This window comes from Clostridium sp. D5, from assembly GCF_000190355.1.
Taxonomy (GTDB): domain Bacteria; phylum Bacillota; class Clostridia; order Lachnospirales; family Lachnospiraceae; genus Faecalicatena; species Faecalicatena fissicatena_A.
In genome coordinates this window covers 1,420,511-1,435,511 of the sequence record NZ_GL870809.1, presented here as the reverse complement: position 1 = coordinate 1,435,511, position 15,001 = coordinate 1,420,511, and the positions used below count along the sequence as shown (strand labels likewise).

Here is a 15,001-nt window from a genome sequence, read left to right as displayed (position 1 = left end):
CTCCCGTTAAGGAGCGACTAGGTTCGGCTTCTTGTATTCCCTCCCGTAGATCTATTTCAATCCACGCTCCCGTTAAGGAGCGACGGACTGTCTGGAGCAGGAGCCGGCGCGAAAATGATTTCAATCCACGCTCCCGTTAAGGAGCGACACACGTTTCCCACATATTTATAAACAAAATAATCATTTCAATCCACGCTCCCGTTAAGGAGCGACAACGATTCAACTCGGTATGCTAGAGACTCTACAGATTTCAATCCACGCTCCCGTTAAGGAGCGACAACAAAGGAAATCCAAGAACTCTGATATTGATGACAGATTTCAATCCACGCTCCCGTTAAGGAGCGACTGCCTCTTCCGGAAACGTATAGACCAGAATAGGAATTTCAATCCACGCTCCCGTTAAGGAGCGACGTACTCAGTACGCAAGCACGAGAGCGAAGGGAGGACATTTCAATCCACGCTCCCGTTAAGGAGCGACAGCAATATTGCACAATCTTATCTTCTTATTTCTGTTTCCATTTAGATAATTATACCTATTTAATTCTATTTTAGCAAGCTTATCCTATGGTATATGCATCAATTCACATGAAATACCTCGTTTATTTCGGTGCGAATCCTCCAAGGAATTTATGTTTACTTAACACTCGCACTTGAAACTTTTACTATGCTTTTTTCATTTTATATCGTAAGCCCTGAACATTAAAATCCCTGACTATCTAAACTACTTATGAAAATGAACTACGAGGTCATTATTGATCATAAAGCTGGTAGTAATTATTGCTTGCAGATTATAATGCCTCATATTATAGGCTTTTTCATCTGCAGCAGTTAACCTAAAATCTTGGATAACTGATTTTACTCGGAGTCTTCCGATAGAAGCATATTTGACGATTCACAAAACTTTTCTAAATGATATGTATTTGAAAAGCAAAAGAAAACACTTGTGCTAAACTTTTCTCTAATAATGGATATGTCAAACGTCTTACCATATTTCGTCACATAAAATAATAACAAGTTTCCCATTAATCTAATGTGTTTTCTGTTATGTTTAATTCGTATCCAGCTTTATCTTATTGTCTACATAACTTCCCAATCCTCATTTATTTCAATATCTATTCTCTTAATAGCTTTTTTACGGGTTAACAACGCGACTGTCTCAACGTGCACCGTCTCACAAAACTGATCCACCGCCACAACCTTCTCCACCCGGTACCCCCGTCCCAATATCATCTCCAAATCCCTCGTCAAACTAGTCGCCTTACAAGATATATACACAATCCGATCCACCTGATAATCCAATATCTTAGGCAATGCCTTAGGATGTATCCCATCCCTCGGAGGATCGAGCACGATCACATCCGGCTTCTCCTCAATCTCATCCAGCACCTTAAACACATCCCCCGCAATAAACCTACAATTCCCCAGCCCATTCCGAGCTGCATTCTCCCTCGCAGCCTCCACGGCCTCTTCCACAATCTCAACGCCAATCACCTGTTTCGCCACCGGAGCCAGCACCTGCCCAATCGTCCCCGTCCCGCTGAACAGATCAAAGACCGTCATATCCTGAATATCCCCGATATACTCCCTCACCGTCTCATAAAGCACCTCAGCCCCTCTGGAATTCGGCTGGAAGAAAGAGAACGGAGTGATCTTGAATTCCATCCCCAGTATTCTCTCATAAAAATAATCTTTCCCATATAGAACCCGCGTCTCATCACTCTGCACCACATCTGAAAGCGAATCATTCAGAATATGCAGAATCCCGACAATCTCCCCCTCCAGATCCAATTCCAAAAGCCCTTCCACAAGCCCGCTCAAATCATGCTCCTCCTGAGTCGTCGTCACCAGGTTCACCAATATCTCCCCAGTCGTATCCCCTCGCCTCAAAAGCAGATGCCTCAAATACCCCACATGCTGCAGTTTCCTGTAATACCCCACATTCCGTTCTTTAAAATATTCCAGAACGCACAGCAGTATCTTGTTCATATCCTCATGTACCAGCATGCAGTCTCCTGCTGTCAGCACATCATAAGTACTCCCTTTCTTGTGAAGCCCCAGAGACAGCGGGCCATCCTTATACTCATCCCCAAAGGAAAACTCCATTTTATTCCGATACCGGAACTCCTTCGGACTGGCCTTGATCCCTTCATTTTCATAAGGCTCTTTCACAACCTCATCCAGAAGCTCCTTCACCTGCCCTGCCTTCATTTTCAGCTGTTCTTCATACCCCATAGTCTGATACATACAGCCCCCGCAGGCCGGGAATATACTGCATACCGGTTCCCGTGTTTCCAAAGGCGACTTTTCCAGAACTTCCAGCAGTCTGCCTTCCGCGTTCCCCTTTTTAAACTTATTTACCACAAACCGAATCTTCTGTCCTGGTATTCCATTTTTTACAGTCACATACCGTTCCTCTTCCGAAACCCATACCAGCCCCTTATTTGGGAACTCCACTTTTTCTATTCTGCCTTCAATTACTTGTCCTTTTTTCATCATCTTCTCCTGAATCACTCCTGTCATTTTGCCTGGCTATACCGCACTACTAGCCGCCCACAAAGCAGTCATATCTTACGTTATTCCCCTCAAGCTACTCTATTACACTGCTGCTCTACCGGCCGTATCCGCCACATCCGCCGAATCCCATATTCCTCTATCTCATATACATAAAAATGGACAGGGTGCAGTGTTCCCGCCACATCCTGTCCATGATTTAGTTCGGTTACCTGATTATACCTGGTCTTCCTCACTGAAATAATCATCAAAATCATCATCAAAATCTTCTTCAAAATCTTCCAGATAATCCGGTGTAAAGAAACGATATACTGCATATGCAATTCCTGCTACAGCAGCTATGGCACCTACGATTGCCAGAACCCAGAGCACTGTATTTTTCTGCTTGTCATCCTCTTTCTTGCGCAGTAATTCATTCAGTTTTGTTTCAGCAATAAATTCCTCTACTTTGCTCATAATTTCCACGTCCTTTCCCCATCTTGTCGATACAGGTTTACTTTAGGTTATTATATCACTATCATTTTCAGATTACTACTTATTTATGCCAATTTTATTGAAATTCTAAATTTTTCTGAGCTTGGCAAATGAGGCAAACATTTTCTTTGTTCCCGCTGTATCAAAATCTACCGTCACCTCAAAATCACGGCCGCCTTCTGTGATATCTTTTACCAGGCCTTCGCCGAATTTCATATGCCGCACTCTGTCCCCTACGGTATAATCCAGGCTTTTTTCTTTTGTTACGGTAAACTGTTTGCCTACCTTTGTTGGGGCAAATGCCTTTGTCTTAAACAGCTGTTTTGCCTGCTGGTATGCATTTTGTGCCGGCATTTCATATGCTTCCTCAAAATCTGCTCCTGTTTCAAGCAGGTCCTTTGGTATTTCTTTTAAAAACCGGGACATTTTATTATACTGCGTTTCCCCACGAATCATACGTCTTCTGGCGCAACTGACTGTCAGTTCTTTTTCTGCACGTGTGATTCCAACATAACAGAGCCGTCTTTCTTCTTCCAGCTCTTCGATATCATCTGATGTAATCGTCATATAGCTCGGGAACAGTCCGTCCTCCATACCTGCAAGATAAACATGAGGGAATTCCAGGCCTTTGGCGCTGTGCAGTGTCATAAGCACCACATAATCCTGGTTTTCATCCAGACTGTCAATATCCGCAACAAGAGCTACCTCTTCCAGGAAACCGCTGAGTGTAGGCTTTTCGTCCTGATCAAGACAGGATTCCTCAAAAGCAGCTATCTTACTTAAAAGTTCATCGATATTCTCAATACGCGCCTGCGCATCTTCTTTGTCCTCTGCTTCCAGATTTTCCACATATCCGGTCTTTTCTATGATCTCTTTCATCAAATCAGATATGCTGTCTTCCTGCGCTCTTGTTTTAAAATATTCAATCAGAGCCACGAATGAATCCAGCTTTGCCGCGCTCCGGCCGATATTAGGAATCAGATCCAATCCCCGCAGAGCCTCATAAAATCCGATCTCGCGCTCCAGGGCCGATTCCTGTACCCGGTTGATCGTTGTCAGGCCAATGCCTCTTTTCGGTACATTGATGATACGTCTGACGGCCAGATCATCCTTTCCGTTGTCAATTGTTTTCAAATAAGACAGCAGGTCCTTGATTTCACGTCTTGCATAGAAATTAACACCGCCCACTATTTTATAGGGTATGTTCGAAGCCACGAAACGTTCCTCGAACAGACGGGACTGTGCATTGGTCCGGTACAAAATGGCATGGTCATTGTAAGTGGATCCTTCTCTTGTATGATTCCGGATGTCCTCCGCAATAAAATCCGCCTCATCGTAAGCCGTATCAAACTGGCGGAGCTGAATCTTTTCACCCTCACCGTTATCAGTCCAGAGCGTCTTGTCTTTTCTGCCGCAGTTGTTGCTGATTACTGCATTTGCGGCATTCAGGATATTAGAGGTGGATCGGTAGTTCTGCTCCAGCTTAATCACTCTTGCATCCTGAAATTCCTGCTCAAAGTTCAGTATATTTTTGATATTGGCTCCCCGGAATTTATAGATCGACTGATCATCGTCACCGACTACGCAGAGGTTCTTATATTTTCCCGCAAGAAGGCTTACAAACTTAAACTGTACCGTATTGGTATCCTGGTACTCATCCACCATGATATAGCGGAAACGCTCCTGATAATTCTCCAGCACGTCCGGCTGGGTCTGGAAAAGCTGTACCGTCTTCACAAGCAGGTCGTCAAAGTCCAGCGCATTATTGGCGCGGAGCTGTTTCTCATATTCCCGGTAAACCTTTGCGATCTTCTGCTTTCCGTAATCACCTGCAGTATTGAGTTCGTATTCCTCCGGGCTGATCAGCTCGTCTTTAGCAGAAGAGATCGCCCCCAGCAGGCTTCTTTCCTTATATACCTTGGTGTCAATATCGATTAATTTGCATACGTCCTTCATCAGAGTTTTCTGATCGTCCGCATCATAGATTGTAAAATTATTGTCGTATCCCAGCCGGTCGATATGCCTTCTCAGAATTCTCACACAGGTCGAATGGAAGGTGCTCACCCAGATACTTTCAGAGCCGAATCCCACCAGATTGTCCACCCTCTCGCGCATCTCACCTGCCGCTTTGTTCGTAAAGGTAATGGCCAGAATATTCCATGGATTTACGCCCTTTTCCTCGATCAGATAGGCAATCCTGTGCGTCAGGACTCTTGTTTTTCCCGAGCCTGCGCCAGCCAGTATCAGAAGCGGACCGTTCGTACAATATACCGCCTCTCTCTGCTCGTCATTCAATGTGTCATATATACTCATATGTATCTCCTGTCTGCTTTATATCTTCGTTCTGTACACCCGTTCAATATCTGGAACACCCTGCGAATTACCGTGCACACTGCGTTCCCTGCAGGACGTACCCTACGGTGTACTTATTTCACTGCGGCCAATTCCTTCTGCCGCATCGTTTCGCCGGAATGCTGAAATGAATAATCACACTCCAGGGCCTTACCTATGAGATTATAATACAAAACATGAGTTCTGTCACGTAAAAAACAGTTTTCCATAAGCTTTCTCTCAGCTTTCCCATTTCCTGTTCCACGGATTATTTTTCCGCATTGAAGATTACTGCTTAAAATGCTATACTTTAATCTGCGGCTAAGCCGCAGACCCGCCCGAAGGGCATGTATTACGGTGTGCCCTTTGGGTATACTTTAAGCTGCGGCTAGGCCGCAGACCCGCCCGAAGGTTATGCGTTACGGGATGCCCTTGGGTATACTTTTAACTGTGATGTAGCTGCAGAAAGGATGTGGTACTATATGGAAAAGAATTACAGAGCTGAACTGACCGGTGTTTTTGGAGACCCCGTGGACGGCAATCCTACCGGTATAATGGAGGAGGCCGGATATGAGGCGCTGAATCTGAATTACCGCTACATAACCATGAAGGTGAAAGCCGGAGATCTGGAGGCCGCGTTCAATGGAGCAAAAGCATTCAACATGAGAGGGGTTAACCTGACCATGCCGCACAAGATCTCCATCATCCCCTATCTTGACCAGCTGTCAGAGGCTGCCCGGATTATAGGTGCGGTCAATACCGTAATCAACAATAATGGAACCTGGATCGGAGAAAATACGGACGGAAAAGGATTTGTCCTTGCCCTTAAGAATGAGGGTATTTCACCGGAAGGAAAAATCGTCACGATCCTTGGAGCCGGCGGGGCCGCCCGTGCCATCGCTGTAGAATGTGCCCTGGCAGGCGCCCAAAAGCTTATAATTATAAACCGAAATGAGGAACACGGAAGAGAGCTGGCAGAACTGATCGCCACGCAGACAGAATCTGCTTCCGAATATCTTCCATGGACACCCGGGATGGATATTCCTGCCGAAACGCAGATTCTGATTCAGGGTACTTCTGTCGGCCTTCATCCCAATGTAGAACAGAAGCCTGATATCAACTACGACAGCATCACGGAAAAAATGATTGCATGCGATGTAGTTTTCAATCCGGTCATGCCGCTCTTTCTAAAAGAGGCGCAGGCCAGAGGGGCAAAAACTATAACCGGAATCGGAATGCTTGTCCAGCAGGGCGCTTTAAACTTCGAATTCTGGACCGGCATGCCGGCTCCCGTTGATATTATGTATCAGACACTGGAAAAAGAATTTCAGGAAGATAATTAAGATCATGCAGCCCGATCTTTTTCCTGCTCTCCGGCTCCGTATAAAAACGGGGCCGGGCAGTCCATGCAGACCGGATTTTAAGACTGATTTTTTCTCAGAAAACTCCCAAAATACCGGTCCACAGATTCTTCGTCTTCCCCATGTACAACAAGCTTCAGCCTATCTCCCATATCAAGGCTCATAAGCCCCAGCAGAGATTTGCCATCGATCCACTTCTTCCCATTTTTTACATCTATATCTGCGTCCATCTTTTTACAGATGCTGCAGAACTGCAGTATTTCTTCCATATTCGAAAATTGAATTTCTCTTTCTGTCATTTGATCTATCTCCTTTTTAACTTATTCATTCGTAACCTTTCCGGCTAAAACAGTATTATATACAGCAAATATAAAAACCATTACATCCGCCGATCAGTTTCACCCCTGTACTCAAATGAGACTTTTTTAATCATAGAAAGGCAGTGAAGCCAGAGCTGTGCCATAACTTCCGTTACGATTATAACTCATAATCTTCACTGCCGTTTATCACTAATTTTTTCCAATACATACCAAATAATGATTTATTTACTTTAAGTCCGAAAATGCTTGCCATCTAGTTTTGAATACTATATAATAAAGTCATTGAGGTGATAATATGACAATTAATACGAATGATATGCTGAACAGCATTTTAGAAAGTATCTCCCGCATCGATTATATTCATCCGGGAGACATCCCCAATATAGATTTATATATGGACCAGGTCACAACTTTCATGGATGCTCAGCTTGCATCAACCAAGCGCTATGATGAAGACAAGATTCTCACAAAGACAATGATCAACAATTATGCCAAAAACAATCTTCTTCCGCCGCCGGTTAAGAAAAAGTATACGAAGGAGCATGTACTTGTCCTGATCTTCATCTATTATTTTAAGAATATTCTTTCTATTAAAGATATAGAGGCCTTACTGAAGCCGATTACTGACAAAGCGTTTTCAGAAAATGAGACGCTGGACATGACGGAACTTTACGAAGCTATCTGCACGATGGAAAAGGAGCAGATTGACCCTCTTCAGGATGAGATTAAGGCAGCATATAAAAAGGCCGAGGAGTCATTTCCGGATGCAGATACCGAAGACCGCAGCTATCTGCAGTTATTCTCTTTCGTCTGCAGCCTCAGTTTTGATGTGTATGTCAAAAAGCTGCTGATTGAAAAGATCATTGATGAACTGCCTGCGTCTGAGGGCAAACCGACTAAAAAATAAAATAGCGGCCAGATATTTTATACTCAAAACTGTCATAAGATCAATTAAAAACGGAATTTTAAAAGGGATGCTTACGCATCCCCTTTTTCGTTATCTCGAAGCCTTTCAAATACCATATCGTATCCGTCATTTCCATAATTCAGTGAACGGTTCACCCTGCTGATGGTTGCTGTGGAAGCTCCGGTTCTTTCTGCAATTTCCAGATAAGTCTTCTGTTCTCTGAGCATCTTTGCTACTTCAAAGCGCTGTGAGAGTGATAATAATTCATTGATAGTGCAGATATCCTCAAAGAATGTATAACACTCTTCTTTGTTTTCAAGACTTAGTATGGCATTAAACAGATAATCTACCGCCTCTGTTCTTATCTTTTTACTCATACTACCGATCTCCTTTATCAGTCAAATGACTACCGTTACATTTTAGCACACTAAACTTGTAAAGTCTACCTTTTTATAATGTTTTATATAGATTTAAGTACGGCTTCAGCTTTTCAAAATCCGTTGTTACAATCAAATCTTCTGGAAAATCACAGTACTTCAGAACATCCAGTATATTCCCGAAATTCCCCGCATCTGCATCTACATGGGCGTCGCTTCCGGTTGTTACAGGAACATGATATTGTTTACAGAGATCCAGAAGTGTCAGCGTATTTTTCCTTGTCCCCTGGCGAAAACTCTGCGGACGCAGCGATGCATTGTTCAGCTCCAGAAGTGTCTTTGTCTCGCCGGCTGCTTTGACAATTGCCTCATAATCTACAGGGAAACGTCCGTCATCCGGATGTCCGATAATATTAATATAGGGTTTCTTCATTACCTCGATATACGCCCTTGTATTCTCTTCGATACTGTGGTCCATCCCATAGCACGGCGGATGGATGCTTGCAATCACAATATCCAGATCTCTGCAGATATTTTCCGGCAGGTCAACAGTTCCATCCGGATCCATAATATTGAGCTCAGATCCAAACAGCATCTGCATGCCATTCATTTCCCTGGGAATCACATCCAGGTTCTGAAAGTAAATAAAATTGCAGGTGCCCGGCATCTTGGGTGCATGTTCTGTTATTGCCAGTGCCTGCAGGCCTTTCGCCGCTCCTGCCGCCGCCATCTCCCGGATCGTGCTAAATGCATGGCCGCTGGCCAGCGTATGTGCGTGCGTATCTGCTACAAATTTCATATTCGTCCCCCTTTTCTTTTCACATTTATTTTTCCATACGTTTCTAAGTATACCATATTTCTTCCAGAATACAATTTTTACTTCAGCACATACTATTTATGAGGTGAATTTCATGTTAAATAACAAAGAAAATGAAAAAATCATTGACGATTTTGATTATCTGTCAAATGCGGCATCTTCCATGGATTGTACGGGCCTCATCCCCTCTCTCCCGATATCTGACGCAGAGCTGGAAGCCTATAACGATCTGTACCAGTATCAGCCCCCTGTTATCAAGGCCAAGTCATCCACGCATGCCAATGCTTCAGAACAACCGCCTCAGGATAACAATTACTAAATAGTATTTCCAGAAAAGACACCGCCATTCATACACATGGCGGTGTCTTTGATGCTCTTTACACATGTCGGCAATATCGTGTTTTCGACATAAAACCTCAAGATATGTCATTTTTCCTTGTCCTTACCCAGACAAAATGCTATAATGAAACCATTGTAAATCTACCTATGAAAGAGAGGAATGCATAAATGAGATGTCCGAAATGTGGTAAAGACGTTGAACTTCAGAACAAACAAGTAGGCGTTGATGAGAATGGTAAACCTATCTTTAACGAATACGCAATCTGCAGAGACTGCAAAAAACAATGGAATCTGAACAAGCAAAGAGAAAAAAAAGCGGTGAATACCAGCGCTTCTGATCATACAAATGCTGCATCTGTTAAATCCGGGTCCGCAAAGGCTCCTGTTAAAAAAGAGGCCCCGAAGGCCGCCGCTGATAAAAAAGCCCCGGTAAAAGCAAAACCTGCCAATACTCCAGCCACTGATGCCAAGTCGGCGCCAGCGAAGAAGTCACCAGGACAGGATGGAAAACCGGCTGCAGTGAAAAAGGAAGGAGCTCCAGAGGGAAACCCCTCTGCTCCGGCCAAAAAGCCTGTTTCTCCTAACGGCAGACCGGCTGCTCAGGCAAAAAGACCGGCATCTCCTGATGGCAAACCGGCTGCTCCTGTAAAAAAAGCTGCTTCCCCCGACGGTAAACCGGCTGCTCAGGCAAAAAGACCGGCATCCCTGGATGGCAAACCAGCTGCGCCTGTAAAAAAAGCTGTTTCTCCTGACGGCAGACTGGCCGCTCCTGCAAAAAAAGCTGTTTCTCCTGATGGCAGACCAGCTGCTCCCGTTAAAAAACCAGCGTCTCCAGACGGCAGGCCTTCTGCCCAGGGAAAAAGACCAGTTTCGCCTGACGGCAAACCGACTGCCCAGGCAAAAAGACCGGCTCCACCAGACGGCAAACCAGCACAGAAAAGACCGGCTGCCGGCAGCAATACTGCTTCTGGAAACAGCCAGCAAAAATACGGCAATATTCCGCCGGAAAAGGTGAGAGTCAAAAAAGAACAGGCTGTAAAACAGAGTTATGAAGATATGCTCTCCACTGATCCGAACAGAAAACCGGTGAAGAAAAAAAGACCGGATTCCGATCCTGAGAGGCAGCCTGCTAAGAGACCGGCGCCGCAGCCGCAAAAGGCCCCGGTGGAAAGGGACGAACCAGAACCTAGATTCAGAACAGTCAGAATTATTTTTGGCATAATTTCAATTTTAGCATTTGGATTTTTTGCATACAAAGGTTTCATGGCCGGACTGAACGGTATTTCAGCAGGAAGTAATGCAGCGACCGGAACGATTTATATAGTGCTTGCACTCTGCATGCTTGTCTCCGGACTGCTCCTTCTGATTATGCAGAAGAAACGCACCGTTTTCGCGTTCGTGCTTCCTATGATTTTCTATATCGGTAGTGCTGTTTTCGCCTTCCTGAAACGCGGTAATGACAAATGGCTTCTTTATGGAGCTGTTGCAGGAGCGGTACTGGCAGTTATATTTCTCATACTGACAATCGCTTCCAGAAGCGGGAATGAAGAAGATTATGAGGATGAATACGATGATCCATTTGAAGAAGATCATGACAATTATTAGGAAATTTTTTAGTATGCAGGTCATTGATACTATCAAGATATAAGCGAGGTATAACTCTATGGCTAATATTCGGGATGTGGCTGAACTTGCCGGGGTTTCGGTGACAACTGTATCCAGAGTTTTAAATAATAAAGGTTACATTTCCAAGGAGACTTATGACTGCGTATATGACGCAATTGAAAAGCTTGACTATGTTCCGAACCAGATTGCCAGGAACCTGTTTAAGCAGCATTCTTTCTATATCAGTTTAATCGTCCCCGACAGTTCTCATCCGCTTTGGGCTGAGATCACCAAGTATATTGAATTAAATCTTTATACCCACGGATATAAATTATTTTTGTGCAATACAAATGACACTGCTGACCGGGAACGTGAGTATATCAAGATGATGCGTGAGAATATGGTAGATGGCATCATTCTTGGTACCCATATGTTAAATCCTGAAGAATACCAGAACTTACAGCTTCCAATTGTTGCACTGGATCTGCATATTGCAGACCAGATACCGACCATTTTCTCCGATCATGAAAAAGGCGGGCATCTTGCCGCCGAAGAACTGATCCGCAGCAATTGCCGCTGCGTACTGAATGTAATTGCGATTTTGGCAGAGAAATCTCCATCCTTACAGCGTCACCGTATCGTATCCGAAAAGTTAAGGGAACATGGGATCAAGTGTATTGATTACGTATGGGATACCCGTGTGGAGCTGGGAGATTATTACACTCATATCGAACGGCTTTTTGACCTCTATCCTGAAATTGACGCCGTCTTTTCTGAAGATTTCATCGTGATGAATGCGATTAAATGTGCCAATGAACGCGGGCTGCGGATTCCTGAGGATTTTAAAGCTATCGGATATGACGGAACCATCATTGCCAGGATGAGTTATCCTTCTATGACCTATATTGCTCAGCCAATCAAAGAACTTGCACAAAAACTGGTTGATACATTGATTCAAAAAATAAACGGGAAAAAGATAAGCGGGGACATCGTCCTCGAAGATATCTCTTTAGTCCGGGGGGATACCACTCCCCCACTGTAATATTTTATTCTGATCACAAAACTCCTGCGTTTCGAAAGACGCAGGAGTTTTATGCTGTTAGAAAACATGTGTTTTTGACGCATAAATATCGATTCTGTGACTGCCTTCCATATCCAGTCCAAAAGGCTGCTCTAACGGCATGTCATTCAGCCTGATCTGGCAGTTTGTTCCATATCCATGAATCCGTATCGTATACTGGCCTTTTCGATAATTCCATTCCGTGATCTGTGCTCCGTCAAATTCTTCCGGCACAGCGGGCTTCATTGTTAAACCATTTTCATCATACCGGATTCCCAGCACCCCATTCATAATAAATCCTATGAATCCTGCTGCATGCCACGGCAGATGCGGCCAGCGCCAGGCCCTGCCGGTATCGTAATCCATGACTTCATGAAATGACTTGTTCAGCAGGACATTTCTCACCTGTTGGAAAATCAGATCGCGGATAAATTCGGTATCTCCCACATCTCCTGCCGCTGCTGATATGCCCAGTGTCCAGGATACCCAGCACGCCCTCCAGAAATGGTTTTTTTCTTTGCGGAACGGATACCAGTTGATGCCAAAATCGGAGCATGCATCCGGCGTCTGCTTTATGGTCTGCAGGAACTTCATCCGCTGCTCCTTTGATGCAATGCCAAAACGCGGCCATATTGACATTTCCGCACCGGTTGTTTCCCACCAGCCGTTTTCATAGGCCTGGCTGCCAACAGGTCCGCTTGTAAAGCATGCTTTCTCTTCATTCCAGTAGTTCTGCCTGATGGACTGCATCATGCGCTCCGATCTTTCGGCCCAGTGCCGCCCCGCTTCCATCTCACATCCCGTCACCTCGCAGATCTTAGCCGCCGACTGATACATCCATGCAAAGGCAATCTCTGTACCAAGACAGTACCCTCCGTTTTCCGGCTCCTCAAATGCGTCCTGCGCAAGGCACATGCTTGCATGTACCAGGTTTATCTCTTCATCATAACGATCATCCGCTTCTTTTGCATAACGAAGAATCCCAGGCAGCATTTCGAATAAAAGCTGAATGTCACCTGTGGCTATATAATAATCCCACGCCGCAATAGCGGGCATGGCCGCACAATCCTCGCCATTATTGAATCCGTGCTCCGATATATAGACCAAAGACTCCCTGGCTTCCCCCGGCGCAAGCAGATTCTGGCAGCGGAAGGCGGCATGGCAGGTATCCCGCACCCAGCTGCCGAATCCCTCCCCCTCGCCCTGAAACAAAGCCGCATTCATCAGTCCCTGCTGCCCGGGCAGGGCATAGCTCTCATTCCTGTTGGACTGCATGATATCCGTTGCCATGGCAAAGGCTGCATTTAAAACTGCATATTTGGTCCGGAGCACCGGGTATACATTATTCTGCGGCTTAGCCGCAGACCCGCCCGCAGGGCATGAGTTACGGGGTGCCCTTGGGTATACATTATTCTGCGGAGCATCCCACCGTTCTGTGCGGTTTATAATTCTGGTCATATCGCCCCACGGCGTATCTCTCCAGCAGAATTCTTCCACCGCCCGAACCGGCGAGAGGACCGTTTTCCCTTCATTCAGGGCCCATGCCGCGGGTTCTCCATATATCCTGTCTTCAACACAGTTTTCATATACCTTGTAATTCTCACAGGAATACAGTACCTTGCCGCGCTCTGCCGCTTTTAAAAGCTTCCTGTTTTCAGGCGCATATGCCGTGGAGCGCAGCCCCCATACATGCATTGAGATGATTGAGGCCGTTGTTCCCGGTGTATGAATGGCAATATAAGGATCACTATTATATTCAAACTGAAAAGAAGAATTATTGATATTCTCCACCTGGTCGCTCTGAATCCTGTAATTTTCTTTTTCAGGGCCTTCCTTTTTCAGAAACAGAGCTGCTTTGTCTGTATCCGCAAACAGCTCCTGAATCACCATATCGCTGAAAAAATGCAGATGCAGCCTGCCTTCCTCTGCCGGGGCTTTCATTTTATATTTTCCGAAGGAAATGCTCTGATCCAGCGCCTTCCAGATCCAGCGGACACCGCACAGGTCAAACTCAATTTCCGGCTCCTGCCCTGCAAATAATTCCAGCTCCACCTCACATGCCTTTGTCTGTATGTCATGTACCGTATTCTCTTTTTCCAGGACCCGGATTTCCGGCCAGATATCAGGCCCCAGCTTGAACCGCATCAAAAACCGGAAGTCACCGCTTATTTTTTTGTTGTGCCAAAGCCGCTCCCAGACCCTTAGATTTGCAGTCTCACTGGCGGGCTTTATTTTTTTCTCTCTGATCTGGGCCGGCAGGCTTAACACACAGGCGGCTGCGAGATTTTCGATACGCTGTCCCGTCGTTTTCGCTATGGTCATCCGTCTGCTTCCTTCTTCTATCACATACTGTTCTTCCACATCTCCAACCCAATATTCTGCACACTTCAGCCCTGTTTCGGAAGATTTTCTGTCAGACAGGCTCCAGTGCAGAAGATCCCGGCTGGCAATCGTCTCACGAACGCATCCTTCCCCGTTCGATAAGGAGCACGGAGCAGCTGTATACTCCAGAACCCAGCCGGAATCTTCCTGCCGGATACTATGTATTTCAGAAATGCCCCCCGTAGGCGGCATATAATGTATCTGAGGCCTTGAGGCTTCCCGTCTTTTTTGTTCCTCCGGCTCCGCTCCCGTGCAGACTGCTTTCAGCCAGTTCTTCCCCTCTGCCTCAACGGTCAGGAATCCTTCTTTGAATTGGTCCAGCGGATAAGACATCCATAAGTCAATTCTGCTGACCGACAATTTTACAGGAAATGAAGCCTCCCTGCCATTTTCGTCACATATTCTCAGCAGACGTTCCGGCGCATCATATTCATAGGGAATCCGAAGCCATTTATTATCGCCTTCATACTGTAATGTTATTTTCATACTCTTTCTCCTCAAACCCTGCCCGAACGCA

General features: G+C 45.3%; 12 protein-coding genes and 1 CRISPR repeat array (1 of these 13 only partly in view). Of the genes, 5 read left to right on the top strand and 7 right to left on the bottom strand.

Annotated features, from left to right (window positions below; translation table 11 throughout):
- Positions 1 to 478: direct repeats of the CRISPR family, unit length 31 nt; unit sequence ATTTCAATCCACGCTCCCGTTAAGGAGCGAC (it extends 13 nt beyond the left edge of the window).
- Between the two features lie 599 nt (positions 479 to 1,077).
- The 3 genes from rlmD to pcrA all read right to left on the bottom strand — a co-directional run bounded on the left by rlmD (position 1,078) and on the right by pcrA (position 5,298).
- The gene (rlmD, locus tag HMPREF0240_RS06010; protein WP_009002553.1) at positions 1,078 to 2,493 is read right to left on the bottom strand and encodes a 23S rRNA (uracil(1939)-C(5))-methyltransferase RlmD; all 1,416 of its coding nucleotides are present in this window, start codon (positions 2,491 to 2,493) and stop codon (positions 1,078 to 1,080) included.
- A gap of 234 nt (positions 2,494 to 2,727) precedes the next feature.
- Positions 2,728 to 2,967 (bottom strand): hypothetical protein, encoded by a 240-nt coding sequence (locus HMPREF0240_RS06005; protein WP_035312441.1) that lies wholly within the window; start codon positions 2,965 to 2,967, stop codon positions 2,728 to 2,730.
- 105 nt (positions 2,968 to 3,072) lie between these two features.
- Positions 3,073 to 5,298: a DNA helicase PcrA gene (pcrA, locus tag HMPREF0240_RS06000; protein ID WP_009002550.1), complete on the bottom strand. Its 2,226-nt coding sequence runs from the start codon at positions 5,296 to 5,298 to the stop codon at positions 3,073 to 3,075.
- A gap of 500 nt (positions 5,299 to 5,798) precedes the next feature.
- On the opposite strand from pcrA, the gene aroE reads away from it, so the two are divergent.
- Positions 5,799 to 6,659, top strand: coding sequence for a shikimate dehydrogenase (gene aroE, locus HMPREF0240_RS05995; protein WP_009002549.1), 861 nt, complete (start codon positions 5,799 to 5,801; stop codon positions 6,657 to 6,659).
- 77 nt (positions 6,660 to 6,736) lie between these two features.
- On the opposite strand, the gene HMPREF0240_RS05990 is transcribed toward aroE, so the two are convergent.
- Positions 6,737 to 6,976 (bottom strand): HPr family phosphocarrier protein, encoded by a 240-nt coding sequence (locus HMPREF0240_RS05990; RefSeq protein WP_009002548.1) that lies wholly within the window; start codon positions 6,974 to 6,976, stop codon positions 6,737 to 6,739.
- Positions 6,977 to 7,292: 316 nt separating this feature from the next.
- Here HMPREF0240_RS05990 and HMPREF0240_RS05985 point away from each other — a divergent pair, with 316 nt between their 5' ends.
- A complete protein-coding gene (locus HMPREF0240_RS05985) occupies positions 7,293 to 7,904 on the top strand; it encodes a DUF1836 domain-containing protein (RefSeq protein ID WP_009002547.1) in 612 nt (203 codons plus the stop codon).
- Between the two features lie 71 nt (positions 7,905 to 7,975).
- On the opposite strand, the gene HMPREF0240_RS05980 is transcribed toward HMPREF0240_RS05985, so the two are convergent.
- Both HMPREF0240_RS05980 and HMPREF0240_RS05975 read right to left on the bottom strand, forming a co-directional pair.
- Complete coding sequence (locus HMPREF0240_RS05980) at positions 7,976 to 8,281, bottom strand: YerC/YecD family TrpR-related protein (RefSeq protein WP_009002546.1); 306 nt, start codon at positions 8,279 to 8,281, stop codon at positions 7,976 to 7,978.
- Between the two features lie 73 nt (positions 8,282 to 8,354).
- Positions 8,355 to 9,080 carry a phosphatase gene (locus HMPREF0240_RS05975; protein ID WP_009002545.1) on the bottom strand — a complete coding sequence of 242 codons (726 nt, stop codon included), beginning with the start codon at positions 9,078 to 9,080 and terminating at the stop codon, positions 8,355 to 8,357.
- 112 nt (positions 9,081 to 9,192) lie between these two features.
- Between HMPREF0240_RS05975 and HMPREF0240_RS05970 the strand changes: the two genes are divergently transcribed.
- The 3 genes from HMPREF0240_RS05970 to HMPREF0240_RS05960 all read left to right on the top strand — a co-directional run bounded on the left by HMPREF0240_RS05970 (position 9,193) and on the right by HMPREF0240_RS05960 (position 12,084).
- Positions 9,193 to 9,417, top strand: coding sequence for a hypothetical protein (locus tag HMPREF0240_RS05970; RefSeq protein WP_035312440.1), 225 nt, complete (start codon positions 9,193 to 9,195; stop codon positions 9,415 to 9,417).
- A gap of 188 nt (positions 9,418 to 9,605) precedes the next feature.
- Positions 9,606 to 11,042 carry a histone protein gene (locus HMPREF0240_RS05965; protein WP_009002543.1) on the top strand — a complete coding sequence of 479 codons (1,437 nt, stop codon included), beginning with the start codon at positions 9,606 to 9,608 and terminating at the stop codon, positions 11,040 to 11,042.
- A 58-nt stretch (positions 11,043 to 11,100) separates the two neighbouring features.
- The gene (locus HMPREF0240_RS05960) at positions 11,101 to 12,084 is read left to right on the top strand and encodes a LacI family DNA-binding transcriptional regulator (RefSeq protein ID WP_009002542.1); all 984 of its coding nucleotides are present in this window, start codon (positions 11,101 to 11,103) and stop codon (positions 12,082 to 12,084) included.
- A 57-nt stretch (positions 12,085 to 12,141) separates the two neighbouring features.
- On the opposite strand, the gene HMPREF0240_RS05955 is transcribed toward HMPREF0240_RS05960, so the two are convergent.
- Positions 12,142 to 14,970 (bottom strand): hypothetical protein, encoded by a 2,829-nt coding sequence (locus HMPREF0240_RS05955; RefSeq protein WP_009002541.1) that lies wholly within the window; start codon positions 14,968 to 14,970, stop codon positions 12,142 to 12,144.
- Positions 14,971 to 15,001: the final 31 nt, after the last annotated feature.

Bases quoted from the DNA above. Each gene is read 5' to 3' on its own strand.
- rlmD (WP_009002553.1), bottom strand. From the start codon at position 2,493: ATGAAAAAAGGACAAGTAATTGAAGGCAGAATAGAAAAAGTGGAGTTC.
- HMPREF0240_RS06005 (WP_035312441.1), bottom strand. From the start codon at position 2,967: ATGAGCAAAGTAGAGGAATTTATTGCTGAAACAAAACTGAATGAATTA.
- pcrA (WP_009002550.1), bottom strand. From the start codon at position 5,298: ATGAGTATATATGACACATTGAATGACGAGCAGAGAGAGGCGGTATAT.
- aroE (WP_009002549.1), top strand. From the start codon at position 5,799: ATGGAAAAGAATTACAGAGCTGAACTGACCGGTGTTTTTGGAGACCCC.
- HMPREF0240_RS05990 (WP_009002548.1), bottom strand. From the start codon at position 6,976: ATGACAGAAAGAGAAATTCAATTTTCGAATATGGAAGAAATACTGCAG.
- HMPREF0240_RS05985 (WP_009002547.1), top strand. From the start codon at position 7,293: ATGACAATTAATACGAATGATATGCTGAACAGCATTTTAGAAAGTATC.
- HMPREF0240_RS05980 (WP_009002546.1), bottom strand. From the start codon at position 8,281: ATGAGTAAAAAGATAAGAACAGAGGCGGTAGATTATCTGTTTAATGCC.
- HMPREF0240_RS05975 (WP_009002545.1), bottom strand. From the start codon at position 9,080: ATGAAATTTGTAGCAGATACGCACGCACATACGCTGGCCAGCGGCCAT.
- HMPREF0240_RS05970 (WP_035312440.1), top strand. From the start codon at position 9,193: ATGTTAAATAACAAAGAAAATGAAAAAATCATTGACGATTTTGATTAT.
- HMPREF0240_RS05965 (WP_009002543.1), top strand. From the start codon at position 9,606: ATGAGATGTCCGAAATGTGGTAAAGACGTTGAACTTCAGAACAAACAA.
- HMPREF0240_RS05960 (WP_009002542.1), top strand. From the start codon at position 11,101: ATGGCTAATATTCGGGATGTGGCTGAACTTGCCGGGGTTTCGGTGACA.
- HMPREF0240_RS05955 (WP_009002541.1), bottom strand. From the start codon at position 14,970: ATGAAAATAACATTACAGTATGAAGGCGATAATAAATGGCTTCGGATT.